Source organism: Butyrivibrio hungatei (assembly GCF_001858005.1).
GTDB lineage: Bacteria > Bacillota > Clostridia > Lachnospirales > Lachnospiraceae > Butyrivibrio > Butyrivibrio hungatei.
The window spans coordinates 2,275,902-2,297,510 of sequence record NZ_CP017831.1 but is presented as its reverse complement, the minus strand read 5'-3'; the positions used below and the strand labels follow the sequence as shown (position 1 = coordinate 2,297,510).

General features: G+C 37.0%; 22 protein-coding genes. 17 read left to right on the top strand and 5 right to left on the bottom strand.

Features of this window, described 5'->3' with window-relative positions; all coding sequences use genetic code 11:
* Complete coding sequence (locus bhn_RS10590; RefSeq protein WP_071176676.1) at nt 1-999, top strand: permease prefix domain 1-containing protein; 999 nt, start codon at nt 1-3, stop codon at nt 997-999.
* 12 nt (nt 1,000-1,011) lie between these two features.
* On the top strand, nt 1,012-1,731 hold the full coding sequence (locus bhn_RS10585) for a DUF4097 family beta strand repeat-containing protein (protein ID WP_071176675.1): 720 nt from the start codon (nt 1,012-1,014) through the stop codon (nt 1,729-1,731).
* A gap of 180 nt (nt 1,732-1,911) precedes the next feature.
* Here bhn_RS10585 and bhn_RS10580 read toward each other — a convergent pair whose 3' ends face one another.
* Both bhn_RS10580 and bhn_RS10575 read right to left on the bottom strand, forming a co-directional pair.
* Nucleotides 1,912-2,388, bottom strand: a complete 477-nt coding sequence (locus tag bhn_RS10580) for a methylglyoxal synthase (protein WP_071176674.1) — start codon at nt 2,386-2,388, stop codon at nt 1,912-1,914.
* 35 nt (nt 2,389-2,423) lie between these two features.
* Complete coding sequence (locus tag bhn_RS10575) at nt 2,424-3,350, bottom strand: helix-turn-helix domain-containing protein (RefSeq protein WP_071176673.1); 927 nt, start codon at nt 3,348-3,350, stop codon at nt 2,424-2,426.
* A 146-nt stretch (nt 3,351-3,496) separates the two neighbouring features.
* Between bhn_RS10575 and uxuA the strand changes: the two genes are divergently transcribed.
* The 4 genes from uxuA to bhn_RS10555 all read left to right on the top strand — a co-directional run bounded on the left by uxuA (nt 3,497) and on the right by bhn_RS10555 (nt 7,502).
* A complete protein-coding gene (uxuA, locus tag bhn_RS10570) occupies nt 3,497-4,573 on the top strand; it encodes a mannonate dehydratase (protein ID WP_071176672.1) in 1,077 nt (358 codons plus the stop codon).
* Between the two features lie 31 nt (nt 4,574-4,604).
* The gene (locus bhn_RS10565; RefSeq protein ID WP_071176671.1) at nt 4,605-6,224 is read left to right on the top strand and encodes a mannitol dehydrogenase family protein; all 1,620 of its coding nucleotides are present in this window, start codon (nt 4,605-4,607) and stop codon (nt 6,222-6,224) included.
* Between the two features lie 80 nt (nt 6,225-6,304).
* Entirely contained in the window at nt 6,305-6,838 is a 534-nt protein-coding gene (locus tag bhn_RS10560) for a DUF4870 domain-containing protein (protein WP_071176670.1), read from the top strand.
* Nucleotides 6,839-6,845: 7 nt separating this feature from the next.
* Entirely contained in the window at nt 6,846-7,502 is a 657-nt protein-coding gene (locus bhn_RS10555; RefSeq protein WP_236845908.1) for a 3'-5' exonuclease family protein, read from the top strand.
* A 36-nt stretch (nt 7,503-7,538) separates the two neighbouring features.
* Here the strand turns inward: bhn_RS10555 and bhn_RS10550 are convergent, their stop codons facing one another.
* Nucleotides 7,539-7,883: a hypothetical protein gene (locus tag bhn_RS10550; protein WP_071176669.1), complete on the bottom strand. Its 345-nt coding sequence runs from the start codon at nt 7,881-7,883 to the stop codon at nt 7,539-7,541.
* 368 nt (nt 7,884-8,251) lie between these two features.
* Between bhn_RS10550 and bhn_RS10545 the strand changes: the two genes are divergently transcribed.
* From bhn_RS10545 to bhn_RS10500, 10 genes are all read left to right on the top strand, one after another.
* Entirely contained in the window at nt 8,252-9,040 is a 789-nt protein-coding gene (locus tag bhn_RS10545; RefSeq protein WP_071176668.1) for an HD domain-containing protein, read from the top strand.
* A gap of 967 nt (nt 9,041-10,007) precedes the next feature.
* Nucleotides 10,008-10,913 carry a radical SAM protein gene (locus bhn_RS10540; RefSeq protein WP_071176667.1) on the top strand — a complete coding sequence of 302 codons (906 nt, stop codon included), beginning with the start codon at nt 10,008-10,010 and terminating at the stop codon, nt 10,911-10,913.
* Nucleotide 10,914: 1 nt separating this feature from the next.
* Nucleotides 10,915-12,036: a glycosyltransferase family 4 protein gene (locus bhn_RS10535; RefSeq protein WP_071176666.1), complete on the top strand. Its 1,122-nt coding sequence runs from the start codon at nt 10,915-10,917 to the stop codon at nt 12,034-12,036.
* Nucleotides 12,015-12,899, top strand: a complete 885-nt coding sequence (locus bhn_RS10530) for an ATP-grasp fold amidoligase family protein (RefSeq protein ID WP_071176665.1) — start codon at nt 12,015-12,017, stop codon at nt 12,897-12,899. Before bhn_RS10535 ends, bhn_RS10530 begins: the two co-directional genes overlap by 22 nt.
* A 28-nt stretch (nt 12,900-12,927) precedes the next feature.
* Nucleotides 12,928-13,827: a glycosyltransferase family 2 protein gene (locus tag bhn_RS10525; RefSeq protein WP_148661943.1), complete on the top strand. Its 900-nt coding sequence runs from the start codon at nt 12,928-12,930 to the stop codon at nt 13,825-13,827.
* Entirely contained in the window at nt 13,827-14,738 is a 912-nt protein-coding gene (locus bhn_RS10520) for a glycosyltransferase family 2 protein (protein WP_071176663.1), read from the top strand. Before bhn_RS10525 ends, bhn_RS10520 begins: the two co-directional genes overlap by 1 nt.
* A 16-nt stretch (nt 14,739-14,754) precedes the next feature.
* The gene (locus bhn_RS10515) at nt 14,755-16,029 is read left to right on the top strand and encodes an O-antigen ligase family protein (protein WP_071176662.1); all 1,275 of its coding nucleotides are present in this window, start codon (nt 14,755-14,757) and stop codon (nt 16,027-16,029) included.
* Nucleotides 15,995-16,888, top strand: coding sequence for a glycosyltransferase (locus bhn_RS10510; RefSeq protein ID WP_083385920.1), 894 nt, complete (start codon nt 15,995-15,997; stop codon nt 16,886-16,888). Before bhn_RS10515 ends, bhn_RS10510 begins: the two co-directional genes overlap by 35 nt.
* Nucleotides 16,875-18,332 carry a flippase gene (locus bhn_RS10505; RefSeq protein WP_071176660.1) on the top strand — a complete coding sequence of 486 codons (1,458 nt, stop codon included), beginning with the start codon at nt 16,875-16,877 and terminating at the stop codon, nt 18,330-18,332. Before bhn_RS10510 ends, bhn_RS10505 begins: the two co-directional genes overlap by 14 nt.
* A gap of 12 nt (nt 18,333-18,344) precedes the next feature.
* Nucleotides 18,345-18,665 carry a rhodanese-like domain-containing protein gene (locus bhn_RS10500; RefSeq protein WP_071176659.1) on the top strand — a complete coding sequence of 107 codons (321 nt, stop codon included), beginning with the start codon at nt 18,345-18,347 and terminating at the stop codon, nt 18,663-18,665.
* Between the two features lie 37 nt (nt 18,666-18,702).
* Here bhn_RS10500 and bhn_RS10495 read toward each other — a convergent pair whose 3' ends face one another.
* On the bottom strand, nt 18,703-19,500 hold the full coding sequence (locus bhn_RS10495; RefSeq protein WP_071176658.1) for a hypothetical protein: 798 nt from the start codon (nt 19,498-19,500) through the stop codon (nt 18,703-18,705).
* A complete protein-coding gene (locus tag bhn_RS10490) occupies nt 19,487-20,296 on the bottom strand; it encodes a hypothetical protein (protein ID WP_071176657.1) in 810 nt (269 codons plus the stop codon). Before bhn_RS10490 ends, bhn_RS10495 begins: the two co-directional genes overlap by 14 nt.
* A 582-nt stretch (nt 20,297-20,878) precedes the next feature.
* Here bhn_RS10490 and sfsA point away from each other — a divergent pair.
* Nucleotides 20,879-21,544: a DNA/RNA nuclease SfsA gene (gene sfsA, locus bhn_RS10485; protein ID WP_071176656.1), complete on the top strand. Its 666-nt coding sequence runs from the start codon at nt 20,879-20,881 to the stop codon at nt 21,542-21,544.
* The last annotated feature ends 65 nt before the right edge of the window (nt 21,545-21,609 follow it).

The following is a 21,609-nucleotide window of genomic DNA, read 5'->3' as shown; positions in this document are numbered from 1 at the left end:
ATGGAAACGATTAAGAATTATCTTGAGACAATGTTTGCTAATCTTCCAAATACTCTTGAAGTTAAAAAGGCAAAAGATGAGCTTTATTCAATGATGGAAGATAAGTTTACAGAGCTTATTGGTGAGGGAAAGCCTGAGAATGAGGCAATCGCCATTGTAATTTCAGAGTTTGGAAATCTTGATGAGATCTCTGAGAGCCTTGGAATCAACAACGTGGTTTCTGAGATGGAGACAACTGATAGAAGACTTATCAGCCAGAATGAATGTGACAATTATATTGCTGATTCAGCACGTCGCAGATTTTTCAATTCCCTTGGAATCCTGCTCTGCATCTTTTCACCTATTGGACCTATCATTTTCGGATCAATTGGCAATGCAGTAGGAATTGATGCAATTGAACTTATCGGTGTAATTTTACTCTTTATCTGCGTGGCAGCAGGTATCAGTCTCTTCATGATCGCATCATTCCTTATGCGTGATTGGAAGTTTTTGGACAAAGAGCTTTGCACGATCAGCTATTCAACAGCTGAGTATCTTGCAAGGGAAAAGGAAGACAGCCAGTCTTATAAGCTTGTTCTTAGAACACTTGGAATCGTGCTTTGTAGCATCAGCTTCCTTCCAGTAATTATCCTGGATACAATTCTTGGTTCATCATTTAGCATCATTACTGAAGGATTTGCTCCAGCACTTATCTTCATCGGAGCTGGTATCGGTGTATTCTTTATCATGTTCTCAGGTGCTAAGGACGCTGCTTTCGACAAGCTCCTTTCTCTTAATGATACAACTACAGTTGCAGGCAACTATGAGCCAGTCAAGAAAGTAAAGAAAGAATATGTAAGCCGTGCAGCAGAAATACTTATGAAGGACTATTGGAAGACAGTACTTGCTATCTACCTTATCCTTAGCTTTACATCATTTAACTGGGGCTCAACATGGCTTATCTGGCCTATAGCAGGCATTTTACGTAAGCCACTTACTGAGATCTTTCTTAAGAAGTAAGGAGGAAATATTATGAGACATATCTATTCTTTTGTTCTTGTGGCTCTCACACTTTGTGCGATCATCTATGGGTGTTATGTCCATGGGGGTGTAAATGACAAGAAAGTGAATGCAGATTATGAATTTGGCGCTGATGTTCAAAAGATCAGCATTGAAGCAGCCCTTATGGATGTAGAGATTGAAGAGGGCAGCGCTCCATCAATAACCTATTATGGCGCAGAGAGACTTAAACCTACAGTTACTTACGACAAAGGTAGCAAGACACTTACTATCAAGCAGCCTGATACAAAGATCAAAAACACCAAGTTCGACAGTCAGAGTAACAAGATGACTATTGTTTTACCAAAGGATATAAAGCTTGATGATTTTAGTTTGAATCTTGCCTGCGGTGAAGTAACTCTTCAAAAGCTTGATTCTAAGAAGGTTCACATAAATGATAACCTTGGAAGCTTTGAGGCTCAGAGTCTTGTTTCTGAAGATATTGATATAGATGCGGCACTTGGAAATGTTAAGATCTATAGCTGTGATGCCAAGAATATTGATGTTGATGCGTCTTTAGGTGATGTTGAGATCGATATGGTAAAAGACCTTGAGAAATATTCAATTTCAGCTAATGCATCTCTTGGATCCATGAAGATAGGCAAAAAAACCAGCAGTAACTCCTATGTTCAAACAGGTACCGAGGGAACTATCATGGTAAACTGCAGCCTTGGAGATGTTGAGATCAAGTGATCTTTTTAATATAGATTAAAAGACTTGGGAAGAGTATTCCCAAGTCTTTTTTGATGCACAAGACCGGCAAGCGAATGGATGCTTGCATACAAATTCATTTGCCGGTCGTAAGAACATGGAGCACTAAGTGCGGAATGTTCGTGTGCGAAATCGAGTAGGAGTCAGCCTACTAGATTTAAGTTATTTGTTTGGAAGTGTTTCTGCTCTCTGAGCTATGTTCTGCTTGAAGTTGATGATCTCGTGGTCATACTCTTCATCCATGTAGCTGGAGTGAAGAAGAAAATCAGCAGTTGCTTTATTATTTGCAAATGGAATGTCATAAACCTGTGCGATTCTCATAAGAGCCTTAACGTCAGGATCGTGAGGAGCAGCAGTAAGCGGATCAGAGAAGAATACTACAAGATCGATCTTGCCTTCTACGATCTTGGCTCCAATCTGCTGGTCACCACCTAGTGGGCCTGAGTTGTAGCCGCGAACAGGAAGATCTGTTGCATCTGTGATCATTCTGGCTGTTGTGCCTGTGCCGCAGAGGAAGTGCTTTTTAAGTGTCTCTGCATTGTCCTGGCACCATTTTATAAGCTCAGCCTTTTTGCCATCATGGGCAATAAGCGCGATATTCTTTTGTCTTGGAATTGTAAGTGTGATTGTGTCTGACATAAGAGCCTCCTATTGGATATGATTACTCTATTATCTTATTTTGTATCCGTAATTGCAATATTTTGGCTCGATGAAATAACCTTTAATGCTGACAGGTTCTGGAATTCTTTTGGTGACATTCCATATTCCTTTTTAAAGGCTTTAAAAAAGCTGGAGTAATCCCTAAATCCAAACTTTTCATAGGTTGTTGTGATACTGGACCCTGCTGTTATGGCGTTTCGACATTCCTCGAGACGCTTTTTGATTATGTACTGATGAAGAGAAACTCCGAGAGTATCCTTGAACAGGTGGGCAATGTAGTATTTGCTCACAAAAAACTGCCTTGCAATGTCGTCAAGGGAAAGGGTGTCTTCAAGATTGGTCTCAACGTAGGAGAGGATATTCTGAAAAAGAGTAAGCTCCTCACTTCCAGACTTTTGGTGGTCATCCTCGTAAATTATCCTGTTAATGGTAAGAATGAGGTCGCAGAGGCAAAGATGCCTTATGGCACCGCTTCCGTACCTGTCTCCTGCTATTTCTTCTAATAATCTTAGGAACTTCGATTCTACAAGGTGGAAAGAAGCTGGTGTCAGATGATAGATATATCTTTTAAAGGCTTCAGCTTTCTGGATAAGATACATGTAGTCTACTGATTCCTGGGTAAGTTTCTCACAGCAGTCCTTGCTGATCCAAAAGACAAAGCGCTTGTAGTCTTTGTCTGAGTCATGCATCAGGGCGTGGTGATAGATTCCTGGGGGCACTAGCATCAGATCTCCAGGGGACATCTCATAATGAGAAGAATCTCCATTTGGATTAAAGATTTCCATAGTAACATCGCCCTCGATGAAGAGATAGCACTCGTAATAATCGTGGGCATGTGGACTTAAGGTCTTGAAGTTTTTGTCCTGATAAAAGAACACTTCAAAGTCCGATGAAACCATGTATTGTCTTGTGTTGAAGGATGATCTTAATTTGTTTTTCATAAGTCTATATTACCATCAGTAACAATTTTTGCAATCTTGGAAACAACTTATTCCATTCTCTTTTTATTCGAAAAAAACTATTGTAGGTATAACAAAAAAAGAATTATCGAACAATAGGATATTTTTAATAAGGAGAGTACAAAATTATGGAAATGACACTTCGCTGGTATGGCACAGATTATGATACTGTTAAGCTTTGGCAGATCAGACAGATTCCTGGCGTGAAGGGAGTTATCACAACTCTTTACAACAAGCAGGCTGGTGAACTTTGGGAGCAGGATGAGATCAAGGCTCTTAAGAGAGAAGTAGAAGCTGAGGGCATGCATATTGCTGGCATCGAGTCAGTTAACGTATCAGATGCGATAAAGGCTGCTACAGCAGACAGAGATCTTCATATCGACAACTATATCAAGACACTCGAGAACCTTGGTAAGGAAGATATCCACATGGTATGCTACAATTTCATGCCTGTATTTGACTGGACAAGATCTGAGCTTGCAAGAAAGAGAGAAGATGGTTCAACAGTTCTTGCTTATACACAGGAAGCAATCGATGCCATCAATCCTGAGAAGATGTTCGAGTCTATTTCTGGTGAGATGAACGGTACTGTAATGCCAGGCTGGGAGCCAGAGAGAATGGCTCACGTAAAAGAGCTCTTCGAAATCTATAAGGATGTAGATGAAGACAAGCTTTTTGAGAACATCGTTTATTTCCTTAAGGCTATTATGCCTGTTTGTAACAAATATGATATCAAGATGGCTATTCATCCTGATGATCCTGCTTGGTCAGTATTTGGCCTTCCAAGAATCATCAACAATGAAAAGAACATCTTAAAGCTCATGAAAGCTGTAGATGACGTACACAATGGTGTAACATTCTGCTCAGGTTCTTATGGAACAAGCCTTGAAAATGATCTTCCACACATGATCAGAGCACTTGAGGGCAGAATTCACTTTGCACATGTTCGTAACCTTAAGTTCATTTCTCCTACAAACTTTGAGGAGGCTGCTCATCTTTCAGAAGATGGAACATTTGATATGTACGAGATCGTTAAGGCTCTCTACGAGACTGGTTTTGATGGACCAATCCGCCCTGACCACGGCAGAATGATCTGGGGCGAAGTTGCAATGCCAGGTTATGGCCTCTACGACAGAGCACTTGGTGCAACATACATCAACGGACTTTGGGAAGCAATCAAGAAGAGCCACGAGAGAGGAATCTAATATCTTAAGAAGATAAAGAAGGAGAATAAGTATGAAGCTGTGTGATAATAGCATAAAGACAGACAATTCCTGGAAAGAGAAGGGATATGCTCTTCCAACATTTGATAGAGAAAAGATGATCAAGGAGACAGTTGCTAATCCTGAGTGGGTACATTTTGGCGCAGGTAACATTTTTAGAGCATTTCAGGCAAATCTGTCTCAGAGAATGCTTGCAGAGGGACTTAATGATAAGGGTCTTACTGTAGTTGAGGGATTTGATTATGAGATTATTGAAAAGATGTATCGTCCTCATGATAATCTTTCTATTCTGGTAACTCTTAAGGCAGATGGTTCTGTTGAAAAGAATGTTATTGGAAGTATTGCAGAGTCTTGCATCCTTGATTCTAACGATGACAAGGAATTTGAGAGATTAAAAGAGATCTTTAGAGCAGATTCTCTTAAGATGTGTACATTTACAATTACTGAGAAGGGCTATAGTCTTGTTAATCCAGCAGGAGAGATCCTTCCAGCAGTTGCAGATGATTTTGTAAATGGACCAGAAAGACCACAGAGCTATATCGGTAAAGTGGTAGCTCTTTTGCATGAGAGATATGTAGCAGGCGCTAAGGCAATCGCTATGGTCAGCACAGACAATTGCTCACACAACGGCGATAAGCTTCATGATGCCGTTAGCTCTTTTGCTAAGAAGTGGGTTGAAAATGGTAAGGCAGATGCTGGTTTTGTAAGCTACATTGAGGATGAAAGCAAGGTTTCATTCCCATGGTCAATGATCGACAAGATCACACCTAGACCAGACGACTCAGTAAACGCAATCCTTGCTGGTGATGGCGTTGAAGAGCTTGAAGCAGTTGTAACATCCAAGAAGACTTGGGTTGCACCTTTCGTAAATGCTGAAGAGAGCGAATATCTCGTTATCGAGGATAAGTTCCCTAACGGAAGACCAGCTCTTGAGAAGGTTGGCGTAATCTTCACAGATAAAGAGACAGTAGACAAGGTAGAGAGAATGAAGGTTTGCACATGCCTTAATCCTCTTCACACAGCTCTTGCTGTATACGGATGCCTCCTTGGTTATGACAAGATCTCAGAAGAGATGAAGGATGAGGATCTTGTGAGCCTTGTTAAGACAATCGGCTATGTTGAGGGACTTCCTGTTGTTACAGATCCTGGAGTTATCAGCCCTAAGGAGTTCATCGACACAGTAGTTAACGTTAGAATTCCTAACAAGTTCATGCCTGATACACCTCAGAGAATTGCCTGTGACACATCTCAGAAGCTTGGAATCAGATTTGGTGAGACTATCAAGGCTTATCTTGCTTCTGATAAGCTCAATGTCAGCGACCTTAAGCTTATTCCACTTGTACACGCTGGATGGCTTCGTTATCTTATGGGACTTGATGACAAGGGTAATAAATTTGAGCCAAGCCCAGATCCAATGCTTGAGAAGGCACAGGGATTTGTTAAGGATATTAAGCTTGGTGAGAGTGATGCAGACAAGGTAAAAGAGCTTGTTATGCCACTTTTAAAGGATGCAAGCATCTTTGGAACAGATCTTGAAACAGCTGGCCTTACAGACAAGATCCTTGGCTATTTCATGGAGCTTATTTCAGGTACAGATGCAGTTAGAAATACTCTTCACAAGTATTGCAATTAAATATTATAAAATGTAAAATTTACTAGTACTTTGGATTTATCGATGTTCAAAGTACTAGTTTTTTTTAGGAGGGTAATGAAATGAAAGTATGTCAGAATTGCGGAAATCAGGTTGATGACAGTGTGATCTTTTGCACTAATTGCGGAGTTGAGATCAAGCCAGCAGAGCAGCAGGCGGCTCAGCCTACTATGCAGCAGGCACCACAGCAGAACGCTCAGCAGGGGACACCAGTATTTGTGAACGCTCAGCAGGCTCCATATCAGCAGCCTATAGTTTATAATGATCCTAAGGACCACACAAACGAGTTTGATGCTAACGATATCGCTGATAACAAGCTCTTTGGTGCAGCTTGCTATCTCTTTGAGATTTTTGGTATCATCATAGCTCTTCTTGTTAACACACCATATACAAGATTCCATGCCAAGAATGCAATAAGATTTGATATTGCTATTATCTTATGCTTGATCCCAAGTATCATTCCTATACTTGGTTGGCTTGTTACTGGTATTGCATGTCTTGTGCTTTTTATCATCAAGATCATCGCTATCGTATGGTCACTTCAGGGCAAGGCAAAAGAGCTTCCTATCATCAGTGATATCGGATTTTTGAAATAAGGTTAGTATGAACAGTTCTCTAGATTTTTTGAACATGATAAAGAATCAGTCTGTCCAGGAAAAAAAGAAGACAGTAGCAAAAGAAAGTGTTTTTTTTACACCATGTGATTCGGACAGGATAGCAGTAATAGATACAGAGACTAACTGGCATGACGCTGTTATGTCTTTGGGAGTTGCCATAGCAGATGCTGAAAGTTTTAAATGTGTAGATAAGAGATACTACATTTTTGAGCCTGAGTGCTATGTGGGAGGTATCTATTCAAATGTTATGAATTACAGAGGTGTTAAGGGGATTTCTTGTAATAGGGATGCAGCAATTGCTGATCTTGAGAAATATCTTTTACATAATAATGTAAAAAAGATCATGGCTTACAATGCCAAGTTTGACTATGGTCATCTTCCTGAACTTCAGCACTTTGAGTGGTTTGATATCATGAGACTTGCAGCTTACAAGCAGTATAACAGGGCAATTCCTGAAACGGCGCTTTGTTGCAAGACTGGAAGACTTAAGAGCAATTATGGAGTTGAGCCTATCATGAGAATGCTGACTGGCGATTCCAGATATAAAGAGATCCACAACGCAGTTTACGACGCTGTGGATGAGCTTAAGATAGTTGAATTATTGGGACATTCGCTTGAAACCTATGGATGTGCTAAATTATAAAAAAGACTGCCATTGTCCTTGCGGCGATGGCAGTTTTTAAATGCTCTGTATTGCGCTATTCATTGCTTCATTTATCTGGGCGTTCATCTTGTCTGATATCTCTAAGTGAAGCATATCTATTACTCTGTTATCTATTGAATATCCAAGCCTGCTGGCATGGGCATATAAATCGTCTTTGTGTGCAGCCTCATAGCTTTGTCTCATGCTGGCATTTAATAATCTTGCGGCCTGCATTTCGTCATAAGCCTGATCGAATTTCTCACCAAATCTGCCCTTTAAGTCATCACTAAGTTCCAAAGAATCAGAGGCATTAGATGGCTGGAGCTGATTTAGATATTTACTTGTTATTCCGTTGGCTGCAGCTAGAAAATTAAAATCCATATCTATCTCCCTTATAACCACTTCAATATGTATATCGGATGGATTAGTAATTAATTAAGCTACATCTTTATTTTAGTATTAAGTTGTGTGAATTGTGTGAAATAGAAACTGTATTTATGTGGGAAAGAAAAATAGTTGCAAGTAAAAATTCATAATTACGAAATTAGATTGCAAAAAGTTTATAAAAATTTTATATTTATACTTTACAAAAAATTATCGGTATGATAAATTTTTAACGGTTGGTTATGAAAAGGATTTCGTTTCCTACTGTCTTTGCATTATAATCTGAATAGTATAGAGAATGGCCATCTCTGTACGATTTAGTTCATAGGCTTAAATTTGTTATAACTGAAGGGAATAGCAGAGAAATGATCAACTTTGATGAACTTCGTGTTAAGGAAGTTTTTGCTGGGTATACCCAAAAATATAATCCAGAAGATCCTAAGATAGCACTCAAGATTGATCATACCTACAGAGTAAGCGAGATATGTAGAGAGATCGCTACTTCAATTGTGGGAGATATTGCCAATCCTGAAGCTGTTGACTTCATAGAGCTTGCGTGGCTATCCGGAATGCTGCACGATATCGGGAGATTTGAGCAGGTCCGGCTCTATAATACCTTTATGGATATAGAATCTGTAGACCATGCAGAGTTTGGAGCTGATATTCTTTTTAAAGATAACAAAATGATCAAAGAATTTCTGGATACAAGAGAGTGGGACAATATTCTTGAAATTGCCATCAGAAATCACAACAAATTTCGTGTGCAGGATGGCTTAGACGAGAAAACACTTTCTATCTGTAATATCCTCCGTGATGCGGACAAAGTGGATATACTTCGCGTGAACGTAGAAACTCCTTTTACGGATATATATAACACTACTGAAGAGATATTATATACCTCATCAGTATCGCCTGAGGTTCTGGCACAGATTAGAAATCATCAGACTGTTACGCGTGAAGTTAGAAAAACACCAGTCGACCATCTGATGGGACATATTGCACTTATGTTTGAACTGGTTTACCCAAAGAGTCGTGAAATAGCAAAACGTCAGGGATATCTTGAGAAGCTGTTTGCTTTTCAAACTCGAAATCCCCAAACAAGGGAAGCCCTTGAGATTGCAAGATGTGAACTTGCAAAAGAATGGGAAGCTTAAAGCAAAATCAACTCGAAGTTTATATTTATTCTCTTAGGATCATCGTTAGATTATCTTAAGACTTCTACAAAAAATGTTTATTTCATTTTTTGTCTTTGGTGTCTTGTTTCCATGATGGAACAAGAGTCTTTTATCAATGTTTGTCTGCTCGCTTTGAGCGCATGAGTGATGCTTCCAGCATGTCTAATTTGTTGGAGTAAGTAATACTTCGTGCATCATTCGTATCTACCATATGCAAAAGATACAGGAGAGCCTTAAAAACTCCTATTTGCACCTATTTGGACATTGGGGTGTTCAATAGCTGTGCCTGTCTTTCCTCGCTCTTTTTGGAGTAGAGTCTGATTCTCACTGTATCTTTTTGCAAAAATGTCTTATTTAAATTTCCTTGAAAGATCTTATATCTTTGGTAATCTGATGTTCAAACTCAAACCCAATTGACGTACAAGAAAATACGAGATTGTGCATATTTCTTATGACTTTCTTAAGATTTGCAGTAGATATTCTTAAGATTGCTTAAGAAGTATTTACTTACACTTTTACCTGTGCTAATCTCTTTTCGACTAGTAAACATTGACCTCATTTATCTGCTCATTTTGAGCGCAATGACGGTGCAGACAGCATGTCTAATTTGCTGTAGTAGGAACTACATCTTGCACCTTTCATTTCTTCCATACGTAAAAGATACAGTAGAGTCCCCAAACTCCTATTGCACTGACAGGATCACTTTGTGATTCTGAATATCTGTGCGCGTCTTTCTATGCCATTTTTGCGTGGCAAGTCCCTTTCTCACTGTATCTTTTGCGGTAATGTCTACAATAATCGCCTTGAAAGGCATAATGTAAATTGAAATATTTGAAATTAGAAAACTAAGCGCAGATTATACCAAATCTGCGCTTTTTCTATGACAAACAACTATATATAGATTATAATTAGCATAGTGGTGAGTATTGATTCAAAGGGGAAAACAGTGCGAGAAAGATTATTAAAATTAATTTACTTTTTTGCAGAAAAAGGAAAGCATAGTGGGCTGAAGAGAGTAGCTTTAAGGGCTAGACTTTTCCCAATATACCAGTTTTTTTGCAAAATTTTATATAAAATATTTGGTTATCTTTATTTGTATCATGTAGAGTTACCTGTCACACAGAAATGTAATTTAAGATGTAAACATTGTGTATTCATGATGCCGTATTTTGAAGCTCCAGTTGATTTTGAATTAGACAAAACTTTGAAATATATGGACAGATTATTTGATTCAGTAGATGCTATACAGATTTTCAGAATCTTGGGAGGGGAGCCTTTTCTATACTCAAATTTAAAAGAGGTTGTTCAACACGCAATTGATTGTCCTAAAGTAAGAACAGTAGAAATAGTGACTAATGGAACTATTATTCCAAAACAGGATATATTGGAAACTTTGCAGAATCCAAAATTGAAAATACAGATAAGTGATTATGGTGAATTATCTAGAAATAGAGACAGTATTAAAGAACTTTGCAATCAGAATGGTATAAATTGTATAGTACGAGGATCAGATGAAAAGAACTGGTTTGATCCAGGTGACTTGCATTTTAGAGGCAGGAGCAAAAAAGAGCTTAAGAAACAGTTCAAACATTGCGGAGAGATCTGCCGCAATTTACATGATGGAAAATTGTATTTTTGTCCACGAGCAGCATTTGGTACGAAATTAGGTATTCCTGATGTTGAGAGTGACTATGTTGATTTTACAAAAGAAAGATCCCGTGAAGAAATAAGAAAAGATATTTATGATCTCAATCAAAGGAATTATCTTTTAGCTTGTAATTATTGTGACGAAGGAACAGAAGATTATGTTCCAATACCAGTGGCTGAGCAGTTGCCACATAAAGGAAATTAGTATGAAAAGAGTTCTATTGCTTGGCAATTGTCATTTTACCATTGCCAGATTTAGAAAAGAGCTGGTTTGTAAGCTGGTAGAAATTGGCTATGATGTATGGATTTCATTTCCAAATTTTTCTCAAGGTGAAAAAGAAAGTGGAGAAGAAGCAGCAAAACGATTTAATTGCAATTTCATTGAATTCAGACTTGATAGAAGAAATGCTAATCCTCTAAAAGAGATAGGAACATATAGGGAATGTAAGAGGATACTTAAGACCGTTAAGCCTGATTATGTTTTTACTTATACGATCAAACCCAATATCTATGGAGGAATGGCGGCTAATTCTTTGAATATCCCTTTTGCAATGAATGTTACCGGACTAGGTTCAGGTTTTAATAAAAAGGTTTTGTCTAAATTACTCTTTTCATTAATGGAAAAAAACATGAAAAGAGCAGAGAAGGTTTTTTTCCAGAATAATAAAGACTTAACGACTTTTCTGGATAGAGGATATAAAGGAGATAACTGTGTACTGATTCCTGGTTCTGGTGTGAATCTTGAAGAATACAGAGAACTGCCATATCCAAAAGAAACAGCTAAAAAGGAAATTCTATATTTGGCGCGCATCATGAAAGAGAAGGGAATTGCTGAGTATTTGAAGCTAGCTGAGCAATTTGCTGATGATCCCAATATAGTTTTTCATATCTGTGGTGATCTGGAAGAAGATTATAGGGAAATTATTGATGAATATGCTTTGAAAAATGTGATCATTTATCATGGCACGGTAGAAAACGTACAAGAATATCTTGAAAAAGTCTGTGTAGTGATCCATCCCTCATATTACAACGAGGGAATCAGCAATTCACTATTGGAAGCGGCGGCATCTGCCAGACCAATCATTACTACTGATCATCCAGGCTGCAGAGATGTAGTTGTTGAAGGTGTTAGTGGCTTTTTGTTTGAAAAAAAGAATGCTAAAGATTTAATAGACAAATTTCAAAAATTTATGAATTTAGAATGGGACAGACGTGAACAAATGGGTTTAGAAGGAAGAAAATTTGTGGCGTCAAAGTTTGATCGAAACATAGTAGTAAATGAATATTTAACTTGTCTTGAGGAAAAATGGGAATCAGAAAGAGCCTAAAATTCAGGGAAGCCAAAAATAGAATATATTCTGCAATGAGGATAATTCCAGATAGAGCCTACATTAAGCTTATGTTTTGGGCAAGGGTCGGTAAATGGCCTGATTTGAACAATCCTGAGACTTATAATGAAAAGCTTCAGTGGATGAAAATGTATGATAGAAATCCATATTATTGTAATCTGGTTGACAAGTACAAAGCCAGAGAAATAGCAGGAAAGATAATTGGTGAAGAGTATTTGGTCCCTAGTTATGGAGTATGGGATAAATTTGATGATATTGATTTTGATTCATTGCCCGAGAAGTTTGTAATTAAGTGCACGCATGATTCAGGCGGCATAGTGATATGTCAGGATAAGAAAGACTTTGATAAAAAAGAAGCAAAAAAGAGAATAACCAATTCTCTAAGGCTGAACTACTTTTGGATAGGAAGAGAATGGCCATATAAAAATCTGTCGCCAAGGATCATTGTTGAACAGTATTTGGAAGACACAAAGCATAATGAAGTTAGAGACTATAAATTTTTTTGCTTTGATGGTCGTCCTAAGTTAATGTATATTGCCACAAACAGACAAGGCAAGAGTGAAACGTATTTTGATTTTTTTGACATGGATGGTAATCATTTGGATATTGTTAATGCTCATTCTAATGCGCCGGTAATTCCTGATCTGCCTTGCAAATTTGAAGAGATGAAGCTTTTAGCTGAAAAACTTTCTACTGGTTTAAAGCATGTCAGAATAGATTTTTATGAAGTAAATGGAAAAGTGTTTTTTGGAGAATTTACACTGTTTCATATGAGTGGATTTAGAAGATTCATTCCAGATAAATGGGACAGGATCATAGGGGATTGGCTTAATCTTTCTTAAGATCGAAGTAAATAGGAGATTGTTTGGAGTGGATAGAATCTGTGTGTTGATGTCCACATATAATGGGCAAAAATACTTAAGAGAGCAAATTAATAGTATCCTTTCACAAAAGGATGTAGATATCACTCTTGTTGTACGTGATGATGCTTCATCGGATCACACTTGTGAGATCCTTGATGAGTATCAAAGTAAAGGATTACTGACTTGGAGCAGAGGCAGCAATATTGGACCAGCAAAGAGCTTTATTTCGCTGCTCAAGGACAATCCTGATTATGACTATTATGCGTTTGCTGATCAGGATGATTGCTGGCTGGAAGATAAGCTTTTCATAGCTGTAAACAAGCTAAAAAAATTTGATGATATTCCTAAGTTATATTATGGTATGGCCAGAGTAACGGATGAAAATCTTAAATGGAATGGGGAACATACCAGGCATTATTATATACAAAGGTTTTCACAGGCAGTGATTCAGAGCAATGCAGTTGGATGTACATGTGTATTTAATCGTAGATTAAGAAATATCATAGCTGGGAAGAGTGATGGATATATTTTTATGCATGATAGCTGGATTCACAAAGTTTGTTTAGCTGTAGGCGGATGCCTTATATTTGACGAGGATGTACACGTGTTGTATAGACAGCATTCGACTAATGTTATCGGAGCGAAAAGATCATTGCCCAAAAAAGTATCTGAGTATTTTCGCAAGATAAAGAACAAAGATTGCGTGCGCAGTAGACAGATTGAAACGCTGGTTAATGAATATGCTGATGAAATGGAAGAGCGGGATAAAGAGTTGGCTCTTTTGATATCAATCTATAGAAGCAGCTTTTCTTACAGGATGAAACTTATTTTTTGCAAAGAGACAAAAACAAAGTATAAGATGCTCAACTTCAAGTTTAAAATGGCAGTTTTATTAGGAGTGTTCTAATGATAAAAGATATGGTTTCAGTTGTGGTCCCCACATACAATAGAGCAGGTACTATAGCTCGTGCCATAAAGGGGATTCTTGAACAAACTTACGAAAATATAGAATTGCTGATAGTTGATGATGGGTCAACAGACAAAACAGAAGAGATAGTAAATGGATTTAAAGATAAAAGGATCAGATATATAAAACTAGAAAAAAATGGCGGAGCCTGCGCTGCTAGAAATATTGGAATAAGCAAGGCACAAGGTCAGTATATAATGCTTCAGGACAGCGACGATCTATCATATAAAGACAGAATAGAGAAGCAGGTAAATTCAATTATTGAAAATGCGTCAGATGTTTGTATCGGAAAATGCAGAAGAATAGGGTATGGTAAAAGATATGAAGCCATATTTCCATCTTTTGAAAAAACGATACTTGAAGCTGAAATGATAAGAAGGAGAACAGTTATCAGTGGAGGAACTGTTCTGGCATATAAATATGTTTTTGATGAGTGTCTGTTTGATGAGTCATTGGAAATGTGGCAGGACTATGATTGGGCAATCAGAACATCAGAAAAATTCAAGTTCTGCATGGTAAATGATCTGATAGCAGATGTTTTTATGCAGGGCGATTCCATCACATCTAAGTCGCGAGAGACAATGCTTAGAACAAACGAATATCTTTATAAAAAGTATGAAAACCGATTTTGTGATTTCCCTGAACTTGAGGTGTCTTTGTTAAATAACATTATCATGAATAAGGTGATCCTAGGTAAGGAATGCAAGGAGGATAGCAAATTACTGATAAAAAAAGCTACAGACACCAAAGGCAGGATAAAAGGACTAATGGGACTATCGGGCCTTCTTGGAATTTATATTTCAGCAAGAGATTTTCTTGGAAGGCATGGATTTTATTTTAATAAACTGTAAATGTTGAGGAATATTGATGGTACTAGGCTTTTCTAAGAATAGAATAAGAGTATGGCTTGCCATAGCATTTGTGATACTGGCTTCGTATGGAAGATATCGCATCTCAGAAAATATAGCAGACTACTTTATCAAAATAGAAGTTGCTGTATTTATATGTGCATTTGCTCTGGGAAGGAATAATAATAAGCTCATCAATAGATTTTCCATTTGTTATTATCTGTTCATTGTATACAGGCTGTGTGTAGGGTACTTGATGTATGGAGACATAGTAGGTGAACAAAAACGTTTTGTATACTATGAATTTGGGATAGCTATTATTTTCGCCCTGGTTGTTTCGGTTAGCAATTATGATAGAATACTTGAGCTCATCAGAAATTTTGGCATTATTATTTCTTTTTTAGCTTTAGTGGAATATATGTCAAAGTACAATAGATTTGTCAAATATCTCAATCCTAAGTGCTATTTTATTAATACCTCTCAAATGGGAGAAAGTAGTTGGCGAGTAAGAACTATTTTTTTCCATCCAAGTATTTTTGCAATGTTTATCTGTGTGTGCTGGGGAATCATTATTTTTTACCCGTACAAAGATGCTTTGATCAATAATTTAGTCAAAATTTTGTTCGCAATATCAGTGCTGGCTTCAAATTCAAGAAGCGGTTGGGTTACATTTTTGATAATCAACTGTCTTATCCTTGTGGAAAAATGGGCAAAGAAGAATAATTATACTACTCGAGGAACTATCCATGTTATCGGAGCGTTGTTTATATTAGGAACTATAGGGGGAATAATAAAAGCAGATAGTGTTGGAAATATAGTAGACAGAGTTCTTAATCGATGGTCTTCCAGTTTTAGTAGTAATGATATCAGTAACTATAACAGAATTACAATGTTGAATATGGGATTAAGCGAATGGAAAAAAACCGGAATAGTTACTAAACTATTTGGTTTTGGACCAGACTATGCGATCAGGTTGTTAAGAGCAAATCCTATAAGAGGCTGGAATAGAGCCGTTGATAATACGTATATTACCATCTTATTAAATTATGGGGCTATTGGACTGTTACTGTTTGTGATAATTCTTTTCGGGGCGTTATATGTGTTTTTTAAATCCGGGAACAGAAGAGTGAAAACAGCCGCTATTATGTGTATTGCGTTATATAGCTCATATTTTTTCTTTGATGAGTTTTCTTGGTTGACCTGCATTATTTTGTACAATTTTGCAGTGCTGGGATTTAAGGAAAGAACTGGTGAATTAATTGAACAAAGTAGGAATAGTGATTCTGAATTATAATACAGAAAATGAGACGATAGATTGTATTGATAGCATATTAAAAAATGTTAAGGAATACGAAATTGTCGTAGTGGATAATTGTTCCGAAGATAAGTCAGGAAAAAAGTTAAAAGAAAAATATAGTGACACAGATCATATAACTGTTTTGATCAATGAGGACAATTATGGCTTCTCGAAAGGTATGAATGTAGGATACAGATTCCTTAAAGAAGAAAAAAAGTGTGATTATATTTGCATGGCAAACAGTGACACGGTAGTTGAGACTTCTTGCTTTGAGGAATTGATCAAAGATGACTTTAAAGAAAATGATGCTGCAGTCATAGGACCTAAGATCCTGATCGATGAACCGGGGGCGATAGGTAAGAATCCATATTTAATTGACAAACTGACACCAGCAGAAAAATTGATTCAGCTGGAAAGAGCAGAAAAATTCAGAAAAAGGAAGCATTTTTTTGCAAGCTTAGGCATATTAGGACTATACGAAAAGATCAGTAAAGCTAAAAAGAAAGTGCTAAGTAAACAGGATATAGAGCCATATTATAGTGCTCAGGATGAACTGGTCATTGATACTGCAGTAAATGGGGCATTTATTATATTTACTCCAAATTATGTGGAGAAATTTGATGGCCTTGAAGAGTTGACATTTATGTATGGTGAAGAATGGCTTTTATATGACCGTTGCCATGAAAACAACCTGAAGATCATGTATGATCCAAGGATAGTCGTTAAACATATCGGTGGTAGAGCAACAAATAACAAAATGAACTATTCAAGGAGCTATTTAAAGAAAAGTAAAATAGAGCATGAAAGATATATTGCATTAAGACATTATATTATGGAAAAATATGGAATCAAATAATAAAACGAAATCGCTTAGTAGAAATGCGTTTTATAACTTAATAAGACAAGTAGCAACCATGCTGTTTTCCATCATACTTTTTCCGTATGTGGCGAGAGTTTTGGGAGCAGCTACTTATGGCAGGATCAGTTTTGCTGATTCAATCGTAGGTTATTCTTTGCTTTTTGCTTCTTTGGGAGTGTCTACATATGCAGTTCGCGAAGGTGCCAGAATTCGAGATGATAAAGAAAAGCTTACTGCTTTAGCGTCGGAGTTATATTTGATCAATATTTTTTCATTATGTTTTTCACTGATCATTTTGGGAATATCATGTTTGCTATTTGATAAGATCCGAAGCGTTTCATACTTTATTGGCATTATGTCTATCGGGACTATATGTAATATATTGGGTAGAGACTGGATCAATACGATCTATGAGGATTACAGGTACCTTGCTATTAGGTACGTCGCTTTTCATCTGTTGTCGTTATGTCTTGTTTTCGCTTTTGTAAATAGCGAAGAAGATGGACTTACCTATGTGCTTATTACAGTCCTAACTGTTTCAGCAGCATATATTACCAATTTCTTTTATTCAAAGAGATATGTGTCACTTAAAGTGTCATCATTTGGTAATCTATCCAGGCATATTAAACCTATATTACTCTTATTCTCCATTTCTATTGCTACGAGGATATATGTTTACTCTGATGTGACAGTAATAGGATTTGTGTGCGATTCTGATGAGAAAATCGGCTATTATACTTTAGCATCAAAAATATATATGATCATAAAAACAGCTTTGATAGCGATTATTTCTGTAAGTATACCAAGACTGTCTTACTATTTGGGAAAAGACAGCATGGAGGATTTTAAGAAAACATCAAAAAAGATCATCGAAAGTCTTTTTGTTTTAGTGATCCCGGTAATCGTAGGAATAGTAACTATAAGTAAAGATATAGTGTTGTTAGTTGGTGGAAGTGAATACGCTAAAGCGGCTTCTTCGCTTACGTATCTTGCGTTCGCACTTATTTTTTCGTTGTTTGGATGCTTTTTTGCAAATGCAGTTTTAGTGCCACTTAGAAAAGAAAAGTACTTTATGATTGCAACTGTAATAACTGCTATAGAAAATTTAGTGCTGAATGTAATTCTAATCAGAATCCTGAGTATCGATGGCGCTGCAATTGCGACTTTGATTGCTGAATTTACGGTTGCATCAGTGTGTTTTTATTATGCTAAAGAGCATTTGATCAGGATAAATTTTAGTGTAGTTATAGAGACTATGATATCCAGCTTATCGATTCCGATAATTTGTTATATAGTAAAAAAGCTAGTTACAAATCAGATTTTATCAACTGTACTGTGTATATTAATCTCTTCAGTTTGCTATTTTACTATCCTTTTATTGATGAAAAATCCTATCGTTATAGATGGATGGAAGAAAATCCATAGGAGATTTGAAAAATAACAGGAGGCTTGTATGAGTATATTTGGGCTTTTTAGGAATATAGATATAAATGAAGAAGTAAAGAAATACCATGCTACACCTGATGCAATCCTTCTGGATGTTAGAACGAAAGAAGAATATAAATCTGGTCATATTTCAGGAAGCATCAATATCCCTGTTGATGACATTTTGGAAATTGAGGACAAGATTCCAGACCATGATACAATGATCTTTGTTTATTGCCATAGTGGAAATAGGGCTAGAAGAGCAGTGGATAAGATGAAAATGCTTGGATATAAGAATGCCAAGAATATAGGCGGAATAGTTGATTATAAAGGCTTGAAAGTGCTTTGAGTTTTTGGATGAAATAAGAAACCAGGTAGTGACTGTGTCACCACCTGGTTTTTATTACGTCTCCCTTTAAATACAGATTCCCTTTTACATTTTCTTTCACGGGATTTAGCAATCCTTGTTTGTTTAGATATGTGATGTTTTGTCTTGAGCATTCAAGCTCTTGGCAACTTTCACTGGTGTCAAAGAGGTTCCTGTCTGCAAAGGTAAGGAAATCCTGATATGAAAGAGGAATAGTGATTCCTTTGTCATAGAGTTCCCATGATGGAATATCAATGGAATCATTGAAAGTGGCGCAGTATCCACCTGTTCCAATTTTGCAGGAATTAAATAGTGCTTTGTTTTTTATTACCTTTTCTATTTTTGAGTCATTGGAAAAGGCTTTTAATTCGACTTTTTTTACACTATTATCTGCAAAAAAGCAAAGAATGTTTCCGCTATCCAGAGGCGTACAATCAATAAGATTTTTCTTTTGCCTATCAAGAACAAACTCAGGCAGATCGTCAATCCTTCTGATAAACATGCTATCCTGAGAACAACGACCCTCAGCTAGTTCTAAAAGCTTCATCTCGTCATAGGCTTTTAATTTATGATTTGATAGTATTGATCCGATGTTCTGCCTTCCGCTTGGAATAACTCTTTCTTTTACCCACAAAAGACTTATATCTCTAGGAATGGTGAAGATTCCTTTTTTTACAAAACTGGTAAATAGAAGAGGAGCTGTCCATTCATCAAGGTTCTCGTTGAGTTCTATGATGAATTCTTTGGCCTTTTCATAGTATAAAAGGACACCAATGTTTATGAAATTAGCTTCATCTAGTATTTCATAACTTTTCATATATTTTGTACCTTTCGTAGATCATTTCCCAAATCTTTTCAATATAAATATCTGATAAGATATCATTCAATCCTTCAAAGATTCTGCTTTTATCATTTTTTTTAAGTTTGACATTTAAAGGCTTATTATTTACGTCTAGAAGAGAGAGATTCTCTGTACATGAGTAACTTCCGATGAAATTGTTGCATGGCTTATCTGCAAGTACGTCGAAGCTCAAGGCATCTTTTTCTGTATAGCATGAATAAAGAAGAGATACGCCATGGTCGAAGAGAGGGGCAATTCGAAGAGTGCGTGATCTTGCGTTTCTAAGAACTTCGATATTAGCACCGTGCCTGTCTCTATTAAGTATGATGAAATCAATAGCAATCATGGTGTCAATGTATTTCTGCCATCCCATGCGTTTGCAGAAATCATAGTGAGATTCTGAAGGCTCGGCGTTTGTTCGGTAATAGTCATCAAGAGCTATCTTGCTCTCGCCGGATTTTTTGAAGTCTGTTGAAGCACATAGATATGTGTTATAGTTCTTTCCTTCTATCTCTATTTCAGCATTTATTAGTTCATATGAGAGATGTTCAATTTCAAAAAGATCAAGTAGTCTATCAACTATTATTTCATTGATGCATTCGTGGCCAATAACCCCTTTTACCGGATCAAAATTTGAGAGCTTATAATATTTCTTTTCTCCATCCAAAGAAGAAGTGGCTTTCAAAAAGGTGCCAGCTGTTCCGCTGGAACTTCTGACATGTGACCACTGAAGGTATGATAGGTCTTGTTTTTCTTTGATTATCTTTGCCATAATATAAAACCTCACCATGTAAATCTATTTGACGTGCGTCAAATGTCACTATAACAATTATATAAATATATTTGACGTGCGTCAAATGAAAATACATGTCTTTTAACATTATGCAAAGCAAGAAAACATGTAAAAAGAATCATTGATATTCGAACAGATGTTTGCTAGAATATCAATGTGCTACCATTTACGGTAGGCGGTTGGCTCTTTGCCAGATTTTTATCTGAGAACTCTCTTATTCATTTGGAGGGATGCTGATGAGAAATATTGACGGGAGCAGAATTGTTGCTAGAAGAAACTATCACTTGTGTGAGTATTGTAGTAACGCTTATAAGTATAGGTGTTACGATCTACAGTATTTACATAAGTCTAAAGAAGTAATTTTGAGCATCAAAAAAGACCGCCACAACTCTAGCAAAGTTACCGGTCTTTTTTGATTTGTAACTAATGTTGGAGCCAACCGTCTATCGGTGGCACCTTTGTAAGAACATAATAACATATTGGTAAAAAAATACAATCCATAAAACAATAGCACCAACCGAACGGTTTGAATAAACCTTCCACATACTTTAAACTATCTTTATGAAGTACATAAACATTGTTAAAGCTAAGTTCATATCAAGACCCAACAGATTCATTGCCAATGTAGAAGTTGATGGCAATGATCTTGTTGTTCATGTAAAGAATACTGGAAGATGTAAGGAACTATTGATTCCTGGATGCACAGTGTATCTTGAGAAGGCGGAGAATCCTGAGAGAAAGACTCCTTATGATCTGGTGGCAGTTGAGAAGGATGGCAGGATCATCAATATAGATTCCCAGGCCCCTAACAAGGTGGTAAAAGAGTGGCTTTTAAGCCAGGGAGAGTATGACAAAGTCCAGCCAGAGTATAAGTTTGGCAATTCAAGAATTGATTTCTATATGGAAAAAGCAGAAGTTCGCTATCTCATGGAAGTAAAGGGGTGTACGCTCTTCATTGATGGCATAGGATATTTTCCAGATGCACCCACCGAGCGCGGAGCCAAGCACCTTAGAGAACTTACTGATGCTGTAAAAAAAGGATATAACACTAGCGTTGCCTTTGTTATACAAGGCGAAGGAATCACAGAAGTCAGACCTAATGAAGTTACTGATCCTGATTTTGCAAAAGCTTTTTATGAAGCAAAGGCAGCAGGTGTAGAGATAGTATTCTATCTGTGCAAGGTTACAGACGACAGCCTCTATATAACCCGGGAGATAAGGTCATAGAAGTAGACAATGATCTGTAATAAGGCAACAAATAAGCATAAAATTACTTGAATGAATACAACTGC

Excerpts from the sequence above, each read along its gene's own strand:
- bhn_RS10590 (WP_071176676.1), top strand. The coding sequence starts at position 1 with ATGGAAACGATTAAGAATTATCTTGAGACAATGTTTGCTAATCTTCCA.
- bhn_RS10585 (WP_071176675.1), top strand. The coding sequence starts at position 1,012 with ATGAGACATATCTATTCTTTTGTTCTTGTGGCTCTCACACTTTGTGCG.
- bhn_RS10580 (WP_071176674.1), bottom strand. The coding sequence starts at position 2,388 with ATGTCAGACACAATCACACTTACAATTCCAAGACAAAAGAATATCGCG.
- bhn_RS10575 (WP_071176673.1), bottom strand. The coding sequence starts at position 3,350 with ATGAAAAACAAATTAAGATCATCCTTCAACACAAGACAATACATGGTT.
- uxuA (WP_071176672.1), top strand. The coding sequence starts at position 3,497 with ATGGAAATGACACTTCGCTGGTATGGCACAGATTATGATACTGTTAAG.
- bhn_RS10565 (WP_071176671.1), top strand. The coding sequence starts at position 4,605 with ATGAAGCTGTGTGATAATAGCATAAAGACAGACAATTCCTGGAAAGAG.
- bhn_RS10560 (WP_071176670.1), top strand. The coding sequence starts at position 6,305 with ATGAAAGTATGTCAGAATTGCGGAAATCAGGTTGATGACAGTGTGATC.
- bhn_RS10555 (WP_236845908.1), top strand. The coding sequence starts at position 6,846 with ATGAACAGTTCTCTAGATTTTTTGAACATGATAAAGAATCAGTCTGTC.
- bhn_RS10550 (WP_071176669.1), bottom strand. The coding sequence starts at position 7,883 with ATGGATTTTAATTTTCTAGCTGCAGCCAACGGAATAACAAGTAAATAT.
- bhn_RS10545 (WP_071176668.1), top strand. The coding sequence starts at position 8,252 with ATGATCAACTTTGATGAACTTCGTGTTAAGGAAGTTTTTGCTGGGTAT.
- bhn_RS10535 (WP_071176666.1), top strand. The coding sequence starts at position 10,915 with ATGAAAAGAGTTCTATTGCTTGGCAATTGTCATTTTACCATTGCCAGA.
- bhn_RS10530 (WP_071176665.1), top strand. The coding sequence starts at position 12,015 with ATGGGAATCAGAAAGAGCCTAAAATTCAGGGAAGCCAAAAATAGAATA.
- bhn_RS10520 (WP_071176663.1), top strand. The coding sequence starts at position 13,827 with ATGATAAAAGATATGGTTTCAGTTGTGGTCCCCACATACAATAGAGCA.
- bhn_RS10515 (WP_071176662.1), top strand. The coding sequence starts at position 14,755 with ATGGTACTAGGCTTTTCTAAGAATAGAATAAGAGTATGGCTTGCCATA.
- bhn_RS10505 (WP_071176660.1), top strand. The coding sequence starts at position 16,875 with ATGGAATCAAATAATAAAACGAAATCGCTTAGTAGAAATGCGTTTTAT.
- bhn_RS10500 (WP_071176659.1), top strand. The coding sequence starts at position 18,345 with ATGAGTATATTTGGGCTTTTTAGGAATATAGATATAAATGAAGAAGTA.
- bhn_RS10495 (WP_071176658.1), bottom strand. The coding sequence starts at position 19,500 with ATGAAAAGTTATGAAATACTAGATGAAGCTAATTTCATAAACATTGGT.
- bhn_RS10490 (WP_071176657.1), bottom strand. The coding sequence starts at position 20,296 with ATGGCAAAGATAATCAAAGAAAAACAAGACCTATCATACCTTCAGTGG.
- sfsA (WP_071176656.1), top strand. The coding sequence starts at position 20,879 with ATGAAGTACATAAACATTGTTAAAGCTAAGTTCATATCAAGACCCAAC.